The 13,830-nt window shown below is 65.8% G+C and carries 13 protein-coding genes and 5 tRNA genes; 10 read left to right on the top strand and 8 right to left on the bottom strand.

What is annotated here, in order from left to right:
* Nucleotides 1–109 precede the first annotated feature (109 nt).
* Complete coding sequence (locus B2747_RS18490) at nucleotides 110–997, bottom strand: sigma-70 family RNA polymerase sigma factor (protein ID WP_291164495.1); 888 nt, start codon at nucleotides 995–997, stop codon at nucleotides 110–112.
* Nucleotides 998–1,346: 349 nt separating this feature from the next.
* Here B2747_RS18490 and B2747_RS18485 point away from each other — a divergent pair.
* From B2747_RS18485 to B2747_RS18465, 5 genes are all read left to right on the top strand, one after another.
* Nucleotides 1,347–1,419, top strand: a tRNA-Ala gene (locus B2747_RS18485).
* 124 nt (nucleotides 1,420–1,543) lie between these two features.
* Nucleotides 1,544–1,616, top strand: a tRNA-Gly gene (locus tag B2747_RS18480).
* Nucleotides 1,617–1,655: 39 nt separating this feature from the next.
* Nucleotides 1,656–1,729 (top strand) — tRNA-Val (locus B2747_RS18475).
* A 115-nt stretch (nucleotides 1,730–1,844) separates the two neighbouring features.
* A tRNA-Arg gene (locus B2747_RS18470) sits at nucleotides 1,845–1,918 on the top strand.
* 30 nt (nucleotides 1,919–1,948) lie between these two features.
* Nucleotides 1,949–2,022: transfer RNA gene (locus B2747_RS18465), tRNA-Pro, on the top strand.
* A 119-nt stretch (nucleotides 2,023–2,141) separates the two neighbouring features.
* Here the strand turns inward: B2747_RS18465 and B2747_RS18460 are convergent.
* Entirely contained in the window at nucleotides 2,142–2,801 is a 660-nt protein-coding gene (locus B2747_RS18460) for a MarR family winged helix-turn-helix transcriptional regulator (protein ID WP_291164493.1), read from the bottom strand.
* Nucleotides 2,802–2,919: 118 nt separating this feature from the next.
* Here B2747_RS18460 and B2747_RS18455 point away from each other — a divergent pair, with 118 nt between their 5' ends.
* The gene (locus tag B2747_RS18455) at nucleotides 2,920–3,756 is read left to right on the top strand and encodes a hypothetical protein (RefSeq protein ID WP_291164490.1); all 837 of its coding nucleotides are present in this window, start codon (nucleotides 2,920–2,922) and stop codon (nucleotides 3,754–3,756) included.
* A 165-nt stretch (nucleotides 3,757–3,921) separates the two neighbouring features.
* Here B2747_RS18455 and B2747_RS18450 read toward each other — a convergent pair whose 3' ends face one another.
* Nucleotides 3,922–4,764, bottom strand: a complete 843-nt coding sequence (locus B2747_RS18450) for a glycosyltransferase family 2 protein (protein ID WP_291164487.1) — start codon at nucleotides 4,762–4,764, stop codon at nucleotides 3,922–3,924.
* A gap of 112 nt (nucleotides 4,765–4,876) precedes the next feature.
* The gene (locus B2747_RS18445) at nucleotides 4,877–6,181 is read right to left on the bottom strand and encodes a hemolysin family protein (RefSeq protein ID WP_291164607.1); all 1,305 of its coding nucleotides are present in this window, start codon (nucleotides 6,179–6,181) and stop codon (nucleotides 4,877–4,879) included.
* A gap of 164 nt (nucleotides 6,182–6,345) precedes the next feature.
* On the opposite strand from B2747_RS18445, the gene B2747_RS18440 reads away from it, so the two are divergent.
* Nucleotides 6,346–7,284: a universal stress protein gene (locus B2747_RS18440; protein ID WP_291164484.1), complete on the top strand. Its 939-nt coding sequence runs from the start codon at nucleotides 6,346–6,348 to the stop codon at nucleotides 7,282–7,284.
* A 3-nt stretch (nucleotides 7,285–7,287) separates the two neighbouring features.
* Nucleotides 7,288–9,129, top strand: a complete 1,842-nt coding sequence (locus B2747_RS18435; RefSeq protein ID WP_291164482.1) for a cation:proton antiporter — start codon at nucleotides 7,288–7,290, stop codon at nucleotides 9,127–9,129.
* 7 nt (nucleotides 9,130–9,136) lie between these two features.
* Here the strand turns inward: B2747_RS18435 and B2747_RS18430 are convergent, their stop codons facing one another.
* From B2747_RS18430 to B2747_RS18415, 4 genes are read right to left on the bottom strand one after another with little or no spacing between them, the layout of a single operon-like run.
* Complete coding sequence (locus tag B2747_RS18430; RefSeq protein WP_291164479.1) at nucleotides 9,137–9,874, bottom strand: ATP-binding cassette domain-containing protein; 738 nt, start codon at nucleotides 9,872–9,874, stop codon at nucleotides 9,137–9,139.
* A gap of 14 nt (nucleotides 9,875–9,888) precedes the next feature.
* On the bottom strand, nucleotides 9,889–10,545 hold the full coding sequence (gene modB / locus B2747_RS18425) for a molybdate ABC transporter permease subunit (protein ID WP_291164476.1): 657 nt from the start codon (nucleotides 10,543–10,545) through the stop codon (nucleotides 9,889–9,891).
* 14 nt (nucleotides 10,546–10,559) lie between these two features.
* Nucleotides 10,560–11,345 (bottom strand): molybdate ABC transporter substrate-binding protein, encoded by a 786-nt coding sequence (gene modA / locus B2747_RS18420; RefSeq protein ID WP_291164473.1) that lies wholly within the window; start codon nucleotides 11,343–11,345, stop codon nucleotides 10,560–10,562.
* 43 nt (nucleotides 11,346–11,388) lie between these two features.
* Entirely contained in the window at nucleotides 11,389–11,811 is a 423-nt protein-coding gene (locus B2747_RS18415) for a hypothetical protein (protein WP_291164470.1), read from the bottom strand.
* A gap of 173 nt (nucleotides 11,812–11,984) precedes the next feature.
* Between B2747_RS18415 and B2747_RS18410 the strand changes: the two genes are divergently transcribed.
* Nucleotides 11,985–12,500 carry a phosphatase PAP2 family protein gene (locus B2747_RS18410; RefSeq protein WP_291164468.1) on the top strand — a complete coding sequence of 172 codons (516 nt, stop codon included), beginning with the start codon at nucleotides 11,985–11,987 and terminating at the stop codon, nucleotides 12,498–12,500.
* A 10-nt stretch (nucleotides 12,501–12,510) separates the two neighbouring features.
* Nucleotides 12,511–13,758, top strand: coding sequence for a glycosyltransferase (locus B2747_RS18405; protein WP_291164466.1), 1,248 nt, complete (start codon nucleotides 12,511–12,513; stop codon nucleotides 13,756–13,758).
* The last annotated feature ends 72 nt before the right edge of the window (nucleotides 13,759–13,830 follow it).

Below are 13,830 nucleotides of genomic sequence, written 5' to 3'. Positions count from 1 at the left end.
CGACAGGGCCGGGAAGACCTTGAACCGTTTACCCAAACACAAAACCCGAAACTGATCAGTTTCGGGTTCTGAGTTGGAGTTCCGAGTTGTGAGTCCGACCCGGGGTCGGTCAGGCCGCAAAACTGCTGAGTGCCCGCCCGACGTCGCCCTCTCGGAGGCGCTTGAGGGCGCGGTCGCGGAGCTGGCGGACCCGCTCGCGCGTGACGCCGAGCATGGAGCCGATTTCTTCGAGCGTGTGCTCGCGGCCGCCTTCGAGTCCGAAGTAGAGGCGCAGCACCTTGGCGTCGCGGGGCGGCAGCGTGCCGAGGGCCTGCTCGATTTCGTCAGTGAGGAAGCGGTTCATGGCTTCCTCCTCGGTGTCGGGCATCTCGTCGGCCACGAAGCGCTCGATGAGCGAGCGATCGCCGTCCGGGTCCATGGGCGCGTCGAGACGCACGTCGCCGGTGTTGAGCGCCGCCAGCGACTGCACCACGTCCACCGAGAGGCCAGTGACCTGTGCGAGTTCTTCAGGCGAGGGCTCGCGGCGGAGCTTCTGGCGCAGGATTTCCGAGGCCTTGATGATGCGCGAGAGATCGGCGGTGCGGTTGAGCGGCACGCGCACGGTGCGGCCCTGGCGCGCGAGCGACGACAGGATGGCCTGACGGATCCACCACACGGCGTAGGAGATGAACTTCACGCCCTGATCGGGATCGAATTTGCGGGCAGCCGTGAGCAGCCCCACGTTGCCTTCGCCGATGAGGTCGATGAGCGGCAGGCCGCGGTTCTGGTACTTCTTGGCGACGGAGATGACGAAGCGGAGGTTGCGTTTGACGAGCTCCTGCAGCGCGTCCTGGTCGCCGGCACGGATCTTCTTGGCGAGCTCGATTTCCTCCGCGGCCTTGAGCAGCGGATAGGTGGAGACCTCGTAGAGGTACTGGTCGAGGATATCGCGCTCGGGCTCGCTGGGCGCGATGCCCGCGGGTGCCGCACGACGGCGCTTCCGCTTGACTTCAGTCATGTGTGCGTATGAGACCTTGGGACCGAACCGCGTCCCGAAAGAGAGATGACGATGCTGCGTGGTACTGGGTTCAGGCCGGAGCCTGATCCGGAAACGGCAGCCAGTCATCGGCGCCGCTCCCTCCCCTACGCCGAGGGCGCGGGATCCGTTCGGACGCGGTGGTGAACTGCGAGCCGCCGGGTCGCGCACATGGGGGGGAGCCATGCAAGATACGCCATCGGCGGCCGTTCGCCAGTACGTTTTGTGGGGCCAGCTTGACGCCAGACATACACCCGACTAGACTGCGCGGTTCCTGAGACCCTTGGTGACGCGACGCCTTCCCGGCGTCCGGAAAGAGGGTTCTGCGGCCGGGGCCGTAGCTCAGTTGGGAGAGCGCTTGAATGGCATTCAAGAGGTCAGGGGTTCGATTCCCCTCGGCTCCATCCCCGGTCAGCAGCCACGTTGTCCCCCGACATCGTCTGCGTGCACGGGTCCCATCCGGCGGGGGTTGCCGGTGGGGCAGCGGTTTTGTTGTCCAGAGTGGTTCACGGTGCGGTTGGCCGTGTTGCGGGAATAGCTCAGTTGGTAGAGCACAACCTTGCCAAGGTTGGGGTCGCGGGTTCGAGTCCCGTTTCCCGCTCTGTTGGGCCGGCCTTCGGGTCGGAGCAGTTCGATGTCCGGGTCGTTAGCTCAGTTGGTTAGAGCGCCACGTTGACATCGTGGAGGTCACAAGTTCGAGTCTTGTACGACCCATGTTGTTCAGGTGGCCAAGGTGGTAGCACGGCAGTAGCGTGCAACGCCCCGACCCACTAGGTTGTCGGTCCCCCGTCTTCGGGCGAGGGTGCAGTTCGCTGGTGCGGTGTTCGTTGCGCCTGTAGCTCAATTGGATAGAGCATCTGACTACGGATCAGAAGGTTGGAGGTTCGAGTCCTTCCAGGCGCATTTCGCAGGGTGTTACACCAGAGAGTTGCACGGGGCGTAGCTTAGCCCGGTAGAGCGCCTGCTTCGGGAGCAGGAGGTCGCTGGTTCAAATCCAGTCGCCCCGACTGAGAGAATATAGAGAACCCCCGCCGTGACTTCGGTCGCGGCGGGGGGTTTTTGTTTGCGCCAGCGAAGGCCCATGGAGGGCGGTCGAGGTTGAACTGCCTGGTCGCGGATCACAGCGTCAGTTCCCCTTGCCCTCGAACACGCGATAGCGCTGCGCCGCCACGGCGTCCTCCTCGGCCACATGATCCCCGCAGTCAATGCGCAACTCCCGGTCTCCGAACGGCTGATCAACAAAGGCGCAGTGATGCGGCGCGTCCGCGTTGATTCCGTGCGCGTAGGGCCGAAAGAAGCGGCAACTGACGCAGACACGCGCTGGCGCAATGTCTCCACGCTCTTGCAGGGTACGCACCATCTTCACGAGCGAGCGCATGAAGACCGCCTGCTCGTCCGGGCTCAGGGCCTCGACCACGGCAGCCACGAACTCGGGGCCGTCGGCGCCCAGACGAGCCGCTTCGCGTCCGGCCTCCGTAAGCGCGATGGCCACTGCACGGCGGTCTTCCGGCGCCGAGGTCTTGCTGACGAGTCCCTTGGCCACCAGCGCTTTCACCGCGTCGCTGGCCGTGGGCAGCGTCACCGCGAGCCCATCGGCAATGACGGACAGTCGTAGCGCGGTCTCCCGCGATAGCAGCAGCGCCAGCACCTGAGCCTGCGTGGGCGTGAGACCGCGCGGCCCATTGTCCCGCCACGCGTGAGTGCGCAGCGCGAGGCCCAATTTGAAAAGGCCGGCCCCGACCTGGGGCACCAGCGTGTCGACGGAGGACGTGAATTCTTGGGGCATGCGGTGGTGATCATGGTGGCTGCCGACGCTCAAACGCGGGGATTGACATAAAAGTAAGGAGTCCTTAGGATTTTGCCACCCGGCACTTGCTTCGGACTCCTAACTTTCGGTGATCATCATGTCTCACGCTTCCGAATCGCTGTTCCCGGCCCGCCGCGCTCGTCTTCTCCGTGCCGGGCTGGGCCTTGCCGCCCTCACCCTGACCGTAGCCGCCGTGGGGGGCGCCGTTCGCGCCCTGACGCCGGCCCCCGGTGATCGCATTGCTTCTCCCAAGGGGGACGCGACATCCAAACAACTCACAGGAGCCGCACTGGCGCCCTTCGATGTGGTGGAAACCTCCGTCAAGCGCGAAGGCACCATGCTGGTGTTCTCCGAAACCGTGGCGGGAGCGGCCGGCAACACTCGGCCTACGCCGACCGGTCAGTTGGCCGGCAGCACGGTGTTCTCATATGTGTGGCCCACCTCGCTCGACCCGGCGGCAGTGGGCTTCGAGGCCAAGTCCGGCATTCTGGCACTGGCCGCCACGGCACACCCCGATTTCGACGACACCCCGCGCTACGACGAGAATGGCGATGGGGATCCGAAGAACGACGGCCTGCTGTGGCATTCACATTGGGTCGTGCTGGTGAAGGACGATGCCTGTGGTGCGGGCGCGCTCAAGGTGCGGGACATTGCGAGCGAGGCCACTCCCAAACTGCCGTCCACCTGGCCGGGGCTTCCGCTCTACATCGACAGCCCGGGGTACGAACCACAAATCAACGCGCGTACGATTCGGGTGGCGGTACCGCTTCGTGATGTGGGATTTCCCGACGCGTTCCAGTTCGATGGGGTGACGGCGGCACTCCGTGTGAACGCGAGTGTGCACAGCCCGCTGCTTTGTGTGGTGGACGTGTTCGACATCGCGTCCCGCACGCTGTCGCTGCCTGGTACGGTGCGACCCAACTCGGCCCAATAGTCCGCATTGGCCGGAACACCGGCCCTCGTGTTGTGGCGAGATCGTCAACAGCTCACGCGCTGTTGACGGTCTTGCCGAAACACCGACCCTAAAGCTGCGACGAGTCCGTCAGCAGTTCACGCGGGGGGCAAGAGGACACTGCGTGCGCAGAGCACTGCCTGCCACTCACACACCCACCAGCAGATCCCGCGCCGCTGCTGGTCGGGTGATGCCCGCCGCGCAGCGCCGGCTCTGCCGGGCCAGTGTCTCGAGATAGATCGCGTGATTGGTGGGGAACGCGGCGCGCGTGGCTTCGGGATGCCACAGGTGATAGGCCACGGCGCCGAACTTGTGATTGCGCCGCTGTATGCCGGCATGAATGAGCCGAGCCGCGAGTTCACTGTCTTCACGCCCCCAGCCTTCGAAGCGTTCGTCGTAGCCGTTCACCATGAGCAGGTCCTGTCGCCAGAACGCCATGTGACAACCCCGCGTGCGACGATCGGGGTCGCGTGGCCCACGCACCAGCGGCGCCAGCAGCGGCAGATACAACGCATTCAATCGATTCTTGAGCCCACGACCAAACAGCGGCACCTGCGGATTGCGCTCGCGCAGCATGCGTTCGGTACGCTCGCGACTGAGCATGCAGCGGCTGCCCTGCACGTAGCGACCCGGTCGCGCCTGGTTGATGTGCTGTTCCACGAATCGGGGATGCAGCACGATGTCCCCGTCCACCTGCAGGACATAGTCGCCCTGCGCCTGACGCAGCGCCTCATTGCGAATGGCGGCCAGACGGAACCCGCGGTCCTCGTGCCACACATGCTTGAGTGGCACGGGGAAGTCCGTCTGATGGGCCACAATGACCAGTCGCGTGGCCTCGCCCGATCCATCGTCGGCAATCAGCACCTCATCGGGCAGCACGCGCTGGGCGCGTACACTGCGCAGCACCACATCCAGCGCTGACGGCCAGTTGTAGGTGGCAATGATGAGGGATGTGCTGGGACGGGAGCGGAGGCGACGTGCTGATGGCATAGGGCAAGGCGGCTCGAGGTTCGCTTACCCTACCCTGCCCGTCACGTCCGCGTCACGTCATGCATGCGTTCCGGTGTGCGCTTCGTCACGCATCGGCCACTGCAGCCCGCGCTCACAATCGCGGTGGGTCGATGAGGACCCGTTCCACGCGACGGCCATTCATGAGCAGTACGCGGACTGTACGACCCGACCAGTGGAATTCATCACCTGGACGGGGGACTCGCCCCAGCCGCGCCATGACAAAGCCACCAATGGTGAGGACCTCCGCACGCTCACGCGCCTCGACCTCGAGGTCGAGGCGCAGCTCCACCTCGTCAAGCGCCACACTGCCCTCGACCTCCCAGCTTCCATCTGCCCGACGCAACCAGGCGGCCGGTTCACCGTCATCGGCAAGGGGAACATCACCCACCAGCCCTTCGAGCACGTCCTCCATGTCCACCAGGCCGGCCACGCCCCCATACTCGTCGAGCACCACGGCCACATGCTGCTGCGCGCTGCGCAGTGTTGACAGCAACTGATAGACCGGCATGGTGGCCGGCACATACAGCGGCGCACGCGCCACCTGCCGTAACACGGGCGCAGTGGCCACGTCCTGCCCCTGCACAGCCGCGGCCACCAGGTCCTCGGCCTGCACCACCCCAATCAGCGAATCCAACGTCTGTTCGCACACGAGAAAGCGCTCACGCAGCGACTCGGCCACCTGCTCACGCACCGCCGGCGCGTCGTCCGACAGATCCACCCAGCGAATGTCGGGGCGCGGCGTCATGATGGAATCCACGGCCCGATCACCGAGTCGAAACGTGTTCTCCACGATCTCGTGTTCGACCTGCTGCACCGCCCCACTTTCCGTGGCCTGCTCCACCATGGCGCGAATATCCTGCTCCGTCACGCCGGGCTCGGACACGGTACCCAACCCGAAGACGCGCAGCACGATGTTGGTGGAGCTCGTCAGCATGCGCACCAGCGGACCGCCCACACGGGCGATGGCACGCATGGGCCGCGACACCAGCGAGGCCACACGCTCCGGATTGCTGAGCGCGATGTTCTTGGGCACCAGCTCGCCGAAGATCAGCGAAAGGTAGGTGATCACCGCCACCACCAGCGCAAACGCGAGTGTGGTGGCGTAGGGTGCCAACCACGATATCGTGGCGAACTGCGCCGCCAGCACCTCGGAAATACCCGCACCACCGAACGCGCCAGCCAGCACTCCGACGAGCGTGATGCCCACCTGCACCGTGGAGAGGAATGCCGTAGGATGCGCCGCCAACTCCAGCGCCGCACGCGCCCCGGCATCGCCTTCTTCTTCAGCACGGAACTCCAGTCGTGAACGCTTGGCCGTCATCACCGCGAGCTCCGACATGGAGAACACGCCGTTCAGGACCAGCAGGATGACGATCACGATGACTTCGGTGGTCATTTCGCCCACGATGCTTCTCCGACTCTGTTAGAATAACGGTAAGCTAGCCTGTTTCGGACCTCGCCTGACTGTGCTCGGATAGGCCATCGGCCGTGCGGATCAATTCGGTCGCAGGCGGGTATGGGCGGGACATTTTTCGACGACCTGAACCCCGGAGGCCGCCGATGCGCCGCTTGCTGGTCCCCCTCGATGGTTCGGCCTTTGCCGAATCTGCGCTGCCCTATGCGGTCACCGTCGCCCAAGGGCCGGTGCCATGCGCCATCGATCTGGTGGGTGTGGATGTGCCAGAGCCGCTGGTTTCGGAGGGCCTTGCGTACAGCGTCCTGGAGGCGATGCGCGAAGCCGCCTCAGAAGCGAGTGCCCGTGAGCACATGCTGCGAGGCTATCTGCATGACATGGCGGTGCGCCTGCGCGCGGTACTGCCGTCGGTGCAGGTCGACACCGTTGTGCGACGCGGCACCCCAGCGAGCGAGCTGGCGGCGCATGCGGAGGAAGTCCGCGCCGACCTCACGGTGCTCACCACGCATGGGCGCGGCGGTTGGGATCGCTTGTGGTTCGGCAGTGTCACCATGGATCTCATGCGTCGTGTCGACCGTCCGGTGCTTGCGGTGCGTCCGGCGCCGGTGCCTCGCGACTACCTGCCACTCACCGGTGCGGCGCTCAACACGGCCGTGGTGGCCATCGACGAGCGGCTGGATCCGGAGCCCGGCCTGACAGCACTGCAGACGTTGGCGGGTCACGCGCTCGACCACATCACGTTACTGCACGTGGCGCTGGCCCCGCCCCGTGCGCTCGGCCGCGTCCTCGAGAGTGAGTCGCGCGAGGCACTCGCGCTGCGTACCACCCGCGAGGCTTCACGCCTGCTGTCCCTCAAGACCGACGCGTTGGCACCGCGGCCCCATCGCGCGAACGCGCTGGTTCTCGAGGGCGGAGATCCAGCGGACGTGCTGCTCGCGCATGTCGACACACATGGTACCCATCTGATGGTGCTCGCCACCACCGCCTATCACGCCGTTGAGCGTTTGCTCTTCGGCAGTGTCGCCGATCGTTTGCTGCAGCGGGCCTCGGTTCCCCTGTTGCTGGTTCCTCGCGCCCGAGGCTGATGCATGCCGCATGATATCGATCTGTTGTTGACCGTCGCCGCAGGCCTGGGCCTGGCCTTTGTGTTCGGGCTTGCGGCGGCGCGCTTTCACCTGCCCACCATCCTCGGCTACCTGCTGGCAGGTGTGGTGGTGGGGCCGTTCACGCCGGGGTTTGTGGCTGATGGGGGATTGGCGTCGCAGTTGGCCGAGATTGGTGTGATCCTGCTGATGTTCGGTGTAGGGCTGCATTTCTCACTCGATGACCTCATGGAAGTGCGGCGCATCGCGATCCCGGGCGCATTGGTGCAGATCGCGGCGGCCACGGGCCTCGGAGCACTGGTCTCGGTATTGTGGGGATGGAGTTGGGGCAGTGGCATAGTGTTTGGTCTTTCGCTGTCCGTGGCCAGTACGGTGGTGCTGCTGCGCGCGCTCGAAGACCGCGGCATTCTCGACTCCATGGACGGCCGGGTGGCTGTGGGTTGGCTGATTGTCGAGGATCTGGTGACCGTGGTTGCGCTCGTGTTGCTGCCGGCCGTCGCCAGTGGCATGGGCGGCGGAGCCTCCGGGGCAAGCGCCGGTTCCGCTGCGTCGATTGGTGCGGTCCTTGGACTCACGGCCCTCAAGCTGGCCGCGTTTCTGGTGGTGATGCTGGTGGGTGGCCGGCGAGTCATTCCGTGGCTGCTTCGCCGCGTGGTGAACACCGGTTCGCGCGAGCTCTTCACTTTGGCGGTACTGGCGGTCGCCCTCGGTCTCGCTGTTGGTGCGGCCATGCTCTTCGATGTGTCGTTCGCTCTAGGCGCGTTTTTCGCCGGTGTCATCGTGAGCGAGTCGGATTTCAGCCACGAGGCGGCCAACAACGCGCTGCCGTTGCAGGACGCGTTTGCGGTGCTGTTCTTCGTGTCGGTGGGCATGTTGTTCGATCCGTCCATTCTGATTCGCGAGCCGCTTGCGGTCATCACCGTGGTGCTCATCATCCTGATCGGCAAGTCGGTGGCGGCGTACGGCATTGTGCGGGCCTTCGGGTACTCCAACCATACGGCGCTCACGATTTCGGCCAGTCTCGCGCAAATCGGCGAGTTCTCGTTCATCCTGGCCGCCCTCGGGACATCGCTCGGCCTGTTGGCGCCCGAGTCGCAGAGTCTGGTCGTGGCCGGCGCTCTCCTGTCCATCACGCTCAATCCCTTCGTGTTTCGCGTGGTGGATCCCTTCACCCGGTGGCTCGACGCGCGGCGACCTGCGGCGGTTGTTGCGGCCACGGCGTCGTCGTCAACGATGAAAGGGGTGAGTGGCGAAGGAGTCGGCGCAGGCACGTCATCGCCGGGCGACGTTGCACCTGCCGTGCCCCGACGCAGCAACGTGCCGGTATTGCCAGCCGCCATCGACCACATCGTGGTCATCGGCTCGGGCCGGGTGGGATTCCCGGTCGTGCGTGAGTTGCACGCGCAGCAGATTCCCTATCGTGTCATCGAGGCCAGTGGGGACATTGCCGAACGACTGGCGGCAGCCGGCTACCATGTGGTGCACGGCGACGCCACAACGCTGAGTGCCTTGCGCGAAGCAGGCCTGCCGAATGCCCGACTGGTACTGGTGGCGGCGCCCGATGCATGGCAGGCGCGTGCAGTGTTGGCGCGCGCGCACCAGCTCAATCCGGGCGTGGAAGTGCTCGTGCGCACGCACAGCGATGAGGAACGGCAGTTCCTCGAAGACATGGGGGCGGCGCGTGCGCTGTACGGAGAGCGTGAGCTGGCGGTGAGCATGTCCCGTGAAGCGTTTCTGCGCTTTCGCCCCGAGGCGAATCTGGAGGAGCTCACCGCGCGCATCCTGCGTGGCGCGCCCATTCCCCCGATGCCGGAGGCCGCCAGCTAGTCGCGTCCTAATCCCGCGCGTTGGTGAGCAGGCTCTGCACCGCGGACAGCTCGTCCTCCGGTCCGCCGACGTGTTGGCGGTGTACCACACGTCCCCGATCGAGCACAATGACGTCGTTGGCGATCTGTCGCACCTCGTCGAGATCGTGTGTGACCAGCAGCATGGGCGTACCGACGGTCTGCTGCAGACGACGCAGCTCCTCACGCAGTCGGCGGCGCAAACCCATGTCCACCGCGGCAAAGGGCTCATCAAGCAGCAGCAGGCGCGGAGCCGGCGCGAGGGCGCGGGCCAGCGCCACGCGCTGCTGCTGTCCACCGGAGAGCTCGCGCGGCCAACGTGACGCGTAGGTCTCGAGCCCGACCAGTGTGAGCCAGTGCTGCACCATCGTTTGTCGCTCGGCCTCGGGTCGATGTGTGATGCCGTAGGCCACGTTCTGCGCGACGCTGAGGTGCGGGAAGAGCGCGTACTGCTGAAACACCACGCCAATGCGGCGCGTCTGCGGCGACAGCCGCACACCGCGCCCCGCATCAAACAACACATCGCCCTGCACCGTGATGCGACCGGCGTCCGGCATGATCAGGCCGGCGATGGCCCGCAGCGTGAGTGTCTTGCCGGCGCCGGAGGCACCAACCAAGGCCGTGATGCCATGGCCGGCAACGAAGTCTGGTGCGAGCTCGAAACTGCCGACGCGATGCGTGAACGCCACCTGTAGCGTATCGCCCGGCGCATCACTGGCGCGTTTCACGTTCCCCGTCGTGCTTACCACGAGCCACGCACCCGGGAACGCGTCATGAGCCACAACACCACGCCGGCCACCAGTGACAGGGCCAGCGAGCCTTGCCAGGCCAGATCGTAGCGGAAACCCTGCACCGCGTCGTAGATGGCGAGACTGGCCGTCTGCGTGTGACCGGGAATGTTGCCGGCAATCATGAGCGTGGCGCCGAACTCGCCGATGGCGCGGGCAAAGCCCAATGCCATACCGGCCAACACGGTGCGCCAGGCCAGTGGCAACGTGATGGTGAAGAAGATGGCACGCTCCCGCCGGCCCAGTGTGCGGGCCGCTTCCTCGTATAGCGCATCGACCTGTTCAAAGCCGGCCTGCGCCGCGCGCACGATGAATGGCAGCGCTGCCACGAAGGCCGCGAACACGGCGGCCGTCGGTGTGAAAACGAGGCGACCAAGCCCCAGTGCTTCGGCCATGCGCCCCACGGGCCCCTGCCGGCCAATGAGCAGCAGCAGGTAGTACCCCAGCACGGTGGGCGGCAACACCAGGGGCAGGAGCAGCAGCACGCTGAGCAGATTGCGCCCCACGAACTGTCGACGTGCCAGGAGCCACGCGCAGGGCACACCCACCATCGTGGCGAGCGCCGTGGCCAGGAGTGCCACCCATGTCGAAAGCCAGAGCGGGCCGATCATGCCCGCAATGCTATCTACTGAGGCGGCGCAAAGCCATGCTGACGGAGAATGGCCTGTCCGTCCACGCCGCGTACGAAGTGCAGAAAGTCACGGGCGGCAGGATGACGACTGCTGACCACGACGGCTGCGGCCTGCCTGAGCGGCAGATGCTGTGACGGGTCGAGGATGAGTCGTCCCACATCCGCGTTGTCCGGTACGACGCTCTGTGCCACAAAGGCGGCGTCGGCGTTTCCCGACTGCACGAGCTGCCAGGTACCGGCCACATTCTCGCCAAACACCAGACGCCCGGTGAGCGACTCCCAGATACCGGCCGACTGCATGATCTGTCGAGCCGCCGCGCCATAGGGCGCGAGATCGGGATTGGCGAGGGCGACAATCGTAAATCGCTTCGCCGTGAGATCCGTCAGTACACGCGGTGCGTCCACACCGCGCCGGGTCACCAGCATCAGCACACCGTTGGCAAACAGCGCGCGGGTACGCCCATCCAGCACGCCCTGCGCGACGAGGCCGTCCACGGTGGTTTCGTCCGCCGAGAAAAACACGTCGGCCGGTGCGCCGTTGACGAGCTGCGCGGCAAGGCTGCCGGTGGCGCCCAGCACCAGCGTGCCTTTGACGCGCTCACGGGCTTCGAACGCCCGCAGCAACTCGGGCATGGCCCGGTTGAGCGAGGCCGCCGCCATGACCACCAACGGGCCCGATGCAGCCCCGTCGGTGGCGGCGCCGTCGGTGGCGGCGCTATCGGACGCCGCCCGATCGGACGCCCCGCGGCAGCCGCTGCCCAGAAGGACAGCGGTCGCCATGGCGGCGATACGGAAAACGCGTCGTGTGATTCGCCGCGTCACGTCAGCGGTTGAAAGTCATCACCGCAAAGATGAGCGCGGTGAGTGCGGAAAGCGATGCCAATGGCGCCACGCGCTTCATGCGATCCATGGCGGCCACGTCGCCTGCCCGAAGACGGCTCTTCTGACTGTGCATGAACCCCACCACGAGCGTGAGCAGCACCACGGCGGTGAGCTTCACGTGGAACTGCCACGGCATGCCGGAGAACCCGCCGTACTTGATGTACAACAAAGCCGGTCCGGTAATCCACAGCAGCGCGAGACCGATATCCCCCACCCGCATCATGGCCATGGGAAAGCGACCCAATACCGACTTCTCGCCGGGCGGCGCGGCGGCAATGAGACCGGCCATGACGATGTTGGCGAAGGACACGGAGAAGCCCATGGCCAGGCCGATGAAGTGCAGGGTGCGAAGCGTGATGAGCATGGGGAGTGCCTGGGAAATGGATGTATCGATACAGCGATGTCCGGTACGTTGTCGTTTCGTGGGCTGTTTCACCTGTGGGCCGGCCCGCCGTCGGCAAATCCGGGCCGAGCCGTTACCGCGACGTGGTCCGCCAGTCGCGGCGCTGTCACACGACGGGCCGAGCTTGATGCTCCATGACGCCATGGCTCCGGGGACTCGACGCACGCGATCACGCGCTGTTCGCGCGCTATGCATTGACGCCGGCCTGCACCCTGTCGGCGCGCCGCTTCTGGATGGGGATCACGCACCTTGGCGGCGCCCGCGGGAGCATCGGGACCTGCCTGCTGGCGCTTGGTCTGCCCAACGTGAGTGCCCTGCTGGTCTGGCATGTGCTCCTGCTGCTTGGCGCGTCGCACCTTGTGGTGCAGATCGTGAAGCGCAGCGTGGGACGTCCGCGCCCCTCAGTGCGCCTGCCCATCGAGGCGCTCATTCAGGTTCCGGATCGCTTTTCCTTCCCCAGCGGTCATGCCTGCGCAGCCATGGCCGTGGCCGTGGGCTTTGCCTCGGCGTTCCCCTCACTGGCACTTCCGCTGCTGCTGCTCGCGGCCGTCGTGGGTTTCTCGCGTGTGGCGCTCGGTGTGCACTATCCGGGCGACGTCCTGGTGGGTCAGGCCATCGCCCTGCTCTGCGCCTGGCCCATGATTGGCTGAGCGTCCAGACATGGGAACAGTGCTGAGTGCCGCGTCGCTGCATGACGACGGGGTGCGTGACCTATCGCCTGCGCTTCCAGGCCGGCTGCGTCCGGCAGCCGCGCTGGGCGTGCTCGATGTCACCGAATGGTTTGGCGACACGAGCGGGGGCATCAAGACCTATCTGCTCGAGAAGGCACGGTATGTGGCCGCCCGACCCCGGCTTCGGCATGTGATGGTCGTGCCTGGTGATCGCGACAGCGTGCGCGACACCGAGGGAACGCGCCTGTATCGTTTGCACGGTCCGCCCATACCACGGCAGCGGCCCTATCGATTCATGCTGGCGACGCGCTCCATCACGCGCATCGTGCAACACGAACGTCCGCATCTCATCGAGATCGGCAGTCCCTTCATCGTGCCGTGGATTGTCCGGCACGCCACGCGTGCACTCAATGTGCCGCTGGTGTGTTTTCACCACACCAATCTGCCGCACTACTTCGCCCCCGAGCGATCGCGCTTTCCCGCGGTGAATCGACTCGTGCATGGCGCCGCGTGGCGCTACATGCGTCGCCTTGATCGCCTCTTTCCGGTGACCATCGTGTCCACCGACGCCGCGGCCGCCGATCTGGCGGCGGCCGGCATCGATCGGGTGGCTCGTGTGCCGCTGGGGGTCGATCTCGACACCTTTACCCCCGACCGGAAGTCACAAGCCGCTCTGACCCGCGCGCTGCATGGTTTGCCCGATACGCCGCTCGTGGGCTATGCCGGGCGATTTGCTCGCGAGAAGGAACTGCACGTGGCCCTCGATGCCTGGGCGGACGTGGAGCGACGCACCGGCGCGCGGCTGGTGTTGGCGGGCGCGGGACCCATGCGTGAGCGACTGCGTGCGCATCCCTACGGCCACCGGGTGATCATGCTGCCGTATCAGCACACTCGCGAAGGCCTGGCGGACCTGCTGGCCGCCCTCGACGTGTATCTCGCGCCAGGACCCATCGAAACGTTTGGCCTGTCGGCACTCGAGGCCATGAGTTGCGGCACGCCGGTGATCAGCTGCGATCAGGGCGGTGTACCAGAGCACGTGCAGCGCAGTGGTGGTGGACGTCTCTACGCAACCGGATCTGCGGCGTCGTTGGCTGAACAGGCGGTGGCGCTGCTGCAGAGTGATGTGATTGGGCTCGGACGCAAGGCGCGTCAGCATGCGGAGCGCCACCATGCCTGGGACGTGGTGTTCGATCGCTTGTTCGAGGTGTATCGGGAGGTTCTTGCGGGCGGCAGTTGAACAGATGGTGTGAGGATCGGAGGATCTGAGGATTGGAGAGGCGGGCGTCGAGGGCTCAGCATACGACGAGCC

This window comes from Gemmatimonas sp. UBA7669 (assembly GCF_002483225.1).
Lineage (GTDB): Bacteria > Gemmatimonadota > Gemmatimonadetes > Gemmatimonadales > Gemmatimonadaceae > Gemmatimonas.
Note: the sequence above shows the minus strand (reverse complement) of the source record. Positions and strands in the feature narration are given on the sequence as shown.

What these genes read in the sequence shown, in the direction of transcription:
- B2747_RS18490 (WP_291164495.1), bottom strand. Translation starts at nt 997, where the DNA reads ATGACTGAAGTCAAGCGGAAGCGCCGTCGTGCGGCACCCGCGGGCATC.
- B2747_RS18460 (WP_291164493.1), bottom strand. Translation starts at nt 2,801, where the DNA reads ATGCCCCAAGAATTCACGTCCTCCGTCGACACGCTGGTGCCCCAGGTC.
- B2747_RS18455 (WP_291164490.1), top strand. Translation starts at nt 2,920, where the DNA reads ATGTCTCACGCTTCCGAATCGCTGTTCCCGGCCCGCCGCGCTCGTCTT.
- B2747_RS18450 (WP_291164487.1), bottom strand. Translation starts at nt 4,764, where the DNA reads ATGCCATCAGCACGTCGCCTCCGCTCCCGTCCCAGCACATCCCTCATC.
- B2747_RS18445 (WP_291164607.1), bottom strand. Translation starts at nt 6,181, where the DNA reads ATGACCACCGAAGTCATCGTGATCGTCATCCTGCTGGTCCTGAACGGC.
- B2747_RS18440 (WP_291164484.1), top strand. Translation starts at nt 6,346, where the DNA reads ATGCGCCGCTTGCTGGTCCCCCTCGATGGTTCGGCCTTTGCCGAATCT.
- B2747_RS18435 (WP_291164482.1), top strand. Translation starts at nt 7,288, where the DNA reads ATGCCGCATGATATCGATCTGTTGTTGACCGTCGCCGCAGGCCTGGGC.
- modB (WP_291164476.1), bottom strand. Translation starts at nt 10,545, where the DNA reads ATGATCGGCCCGCTCTGGCTTTCGACATGGGTGGCACTCCTGGCCACG.
- modA (WP_291164473.1), bottom strand. Translation starts at nt 11,345, where the DNA reads ATGGCGACCGCTGTCCTTCTGGGCAGCGGCTGCCGCGGGGCGTCCGAT.
- B2747_RS18415 (WP_291164470.1), bottom strand. Translation starts at nt 11,811, where the DNA reads ATGCTCATCACGCTTCGCACCCTGCACTTCATCGGCCTGGCCATGGGC.
- B2747_RS18410 (WP_291164468.1), top strand. Translation starts at nt 11,985, where the DNA reads ATGACGCCATGGCTCCGGGGACTCGACGCACGCGATCACGCGCTGTTC.
- B2747_RS18405 (WP_291164466.1), top strand. Translation starts at nt 12,511, where the DNA reads ATGGGAACAGTGCTGAGTGCCGCGTCGCTGCATGACGACGGGGTGCGT.